The sequence below is a fragment of the Streptomyces sp. NPDC001348 genome (assembly GCF_053597535.1).
This window is the reverse complement of sequence record NZ_JBSFIK010000041.1, coordinates 80,385-83,010: the sequence shown is the minus strand read 5'-3', so window position 1 is coordinate 83,010 and position 2,626 is coordinate 80,385. Positions and strand designations below refer to the sequence as shown.

General features: G+C 69.6%; 3 protein-coding genes. 1 reads left to right on the top strand and 2 read right to left on the bottom strand.

Going from position 1 to position 2,626, the window contains the following annotated elements; all coding sequences use genetic code 11:
• Positions 1 to 150 precede the first annotated feature (150 nt).
• Entirely contained in the window at positions 151 to 1,131 is a 981-nt protein-coding gene (locus ACWC21_RS32865; protein ID WP_450887167.1) for a hypothetical protein, read from the bottom strand.
• A 334-nt stretch (positions 1,132 to 1,465) separates the two neighbouring features.
• Between ACWC21_RS32865 and ACWC21_RS32860 the strand changes: the two genes are divergently transcribed.
• Entirely contained in the window at positions 1,466 to 2,137 is a 672-nt protein-coding gene (locus ACWC21_RS32860) for a class F sortase (RefSeq protein ID WP_450887166.1), read from the top strand.
• A gap of 12 nt (positions 2,138 to 2,149) precedes the next feature.
• Here the strand turns inward: ACWC21_RS32860 and ACWC21_RS32855 are convergent.
• On the bottom strand, positions 2,150 to 2,626 hold a 477-nt coding region (locus tag ACWC21_RS32855), incomplete at its 5' end, for a polysaccharide deacetylase family protein (RefSeq protein WP_450887164.1).

Here is a 2,626-nt window from a genome sequence, read left to right as displayed (position 1 = left end):
TACTCGACGTTCGCGAAGGAGGGCGGCCGCGTCGGCAGCGGCGCCCTCGGCAGCGGGCAGGGCGGAGTGGCGCGATGTGTGCGATGACGTACGCGGAGGGAGGCGGGGCGCCGGCCCACGCCGACGGCGCGAGGAGCGCCCTTGCGCCGGTCAGATCCGCTTCTCGCGCCGTCGGCGCAGCCAGGCCACGCCGCCGCCCACCGCTGCCGCGGCCAGCAGTCCGCCGCCGATGGCGACGTCGGCCGGTGTCGCCCCGGAGGAGCTGCTGCCACCGACACCGCCCAGTACCCCGCCGAGGACCGTGAAGGCCCCCGGGCGCGTCAGGGTGCGGCCGTTGCAGTTGACGGTGACGTCGAAGGTGCCGGGCCGGGTGTTCCGACCGCTCGTCACGATGCCTCGGGAGAGGCCGTTGCCGAGCGGGGTCAGCGGGGCGGTGGCGAAGGCCCGCGACGACACGGTGCCGCCGTCGCACCCTTCCACCGTGACGGTGAGCCGGCCGCCCGGGGCGACGACGCCGGGCGTGGCGACGATGTTGCGCATGCCCAGGTTGTTGTTGTCGTTCTCCTTGCCACCGCCGTTGCCACCGCCGTTGCCGATGCCGTTGCCGTTGCCGTTGCCGTTGCCGTTGCCGTTGCCGTTGCCGTTGCCGTTGCCGTTGCCCGGGAAGTTGTTCCCGTTGCCGGGGAAGTTCCCGTTGCCCGGGAAGTTGTTCCCGTTGCCCGGGAAGTTGTTCCCGTTGCCCGGGAAGTTGTTGCCATTGCCCGGGAAGTTGTCGTTCCCGTGGAAGTGATTGTTGCCCTGGTTGTTGCCGTGGAAGTTGTTGTTGCCGTGGAAGTTGTTGTTGCCCTGGAAGTTGCTGTTGCCCTGGTTGTTGCCCGGGAAGTGATTGTTGCCCTGGAAGTTGTTGTTGCCCTGGCCTGGGATGACGACCACGCCCCCCACGCCGCCCACCCCGCCCACACCACCCACACCGCCGACACCACTCACTCCGCCGACACCACTCACTCCGCCCAGGTCGGTGCTGCTCGGTCCGCCCCCGTTGCCCATGCCGTCCGCGACGGCCACGGGGGCGGCGAGCCCGATGACGGCGACCGCGGTGCACACGGCCGCCGTGGCACGAGAGTTGCGCATGTGATCCTCCGCGGGAGGCGCTCCGGGTTCCGTCCCCGGACGATCGGCGAGAAAGCACCTCCTGTGTAGACCCTCGGACGAACGGAACACGCCCGCATGTCGAGAATGGCCCGTCCGGGTGAGAGACCACCCGCGCAGAAGAGCGCACAATCAGATGATTGTGCAGGTCATGGGCCGTCAGAAAATTCCTGGGGACGGCAACTCGGATGGCGCACGGTGAATCCGTTCGGGCCACCCGTTCGCCCATCGCCCCGTCGCCGCCGGTGCGCGGGGGACTTAGCGTTTTCCCATGCGTGAGGGACGTATCGACGGCCGCGTCGAAAGGGGATGGCGAATGTCTGCGTCCGACCCGGCCGCACTGGCCGAAGAGGAGGAGCGGCGGAAGAAGCGCGCCCCGTGGGGCGTGATAGCGCTTGTCCTGCTGACCGGTCTGGCACTCATCCGCAACGGCTCCGGAGAGTTCGACACAGGTCCGCCACAACCCGCGTCGGCCGCGGCCGCGGACAGCGGAGTCAGTGCCGGCGCGTTTCCGGCCGCCCCCGCGCCGCTGCCCTTCTCCGTGGTCGACCGGGTCCGGATCCCCGCGATCCAGGTCGACGCCCCCGTCGTGCCGGTCGGACTGGACTCGGACGGCTGGGTCGCCGCGCCGCCCCCGGAGAACCCCAATCTGGCCGGCTCGTTCACCGGTGCGGTCTCCCCCGGGGAAAAGGGCACCGCCGTCATCGTGGGCCACGTCGACAACAACCAGGGCCCCGCCGTGTTCTACGGACTCGGGGCCCTGAAGAAGGGCAACAGGGTCGAGGTCGTACGCCACGACGGGAAGATCGCCGTGTTCGAGATCTACGGCGTCGAGGTCTTCGCGAAGAAGGACTTCCCCGGCGACCGCGTCTACGCCTCGAAGGGCACACCGGAACTGCGGGTCATCACCTGCGGCGGAGGTTTCTCCAAGCAGAACGGCTACGACGGCAACGTCGTCGTCTTCGCCCGCCTGGTCGAGGTCCACTGAGCGCTCGTCCGGTCACCCGGTGCGCCGGCGCGGGACGGTGAGGTGGTAGCCGGAGTCGAGGAGGTACGGCAGGTACCTGCGCAGCGCCTTGACGCTCTGTGAGCGGTCGCCCCCGGCGTCGTGCGACAGGACGACGACACCGGGGCCGGCGCCGTTCTCGATGCGGTCGACGATGGTGTCGGTGCCGGGGGTCGTCCAGTCGCGGCTGTCGACGGTCCAGGCCAGCGGCTCCATGCCCATCTCGGCTCCCAGTTGGAAGGCCGCACGGTTCCAGGCCCCGTAGGGGGCGCGGAACCATTGGGGGTGTTCGCCGTAGCCGTCCTCGATGACGTCGCTGGTGCGCTCCATCTCGTCGCGGATCTCCGCCCGGTCCAGCTGGGTGAGCAACGGGTGGGTCCAGGTGTGGTTGCCGACCAGGTGCCCCTCGTCGGCCATCCTGGCCAGCAGCTCCTTGTTGTCGACGGCCATCTCCCCGCACACGAAGAACAT

Coding starts and splice junctions, on each gene's coding strand:
- ACWC21_RS32865 (WP_450887167.1), bottom strand. CDS start 1,131: ATGCGCAACTCTCGTGCCACGGCGGCCGTGTGCACCGCGGTCGCCGTC.
- ACWC21_RS32860 (WP_450887166.1), top strand. CDS start 1,466: ATGTCTGCGTCCGACCCGGCCGCACTGGCCGAAGAGGAGGAGCGGCGG.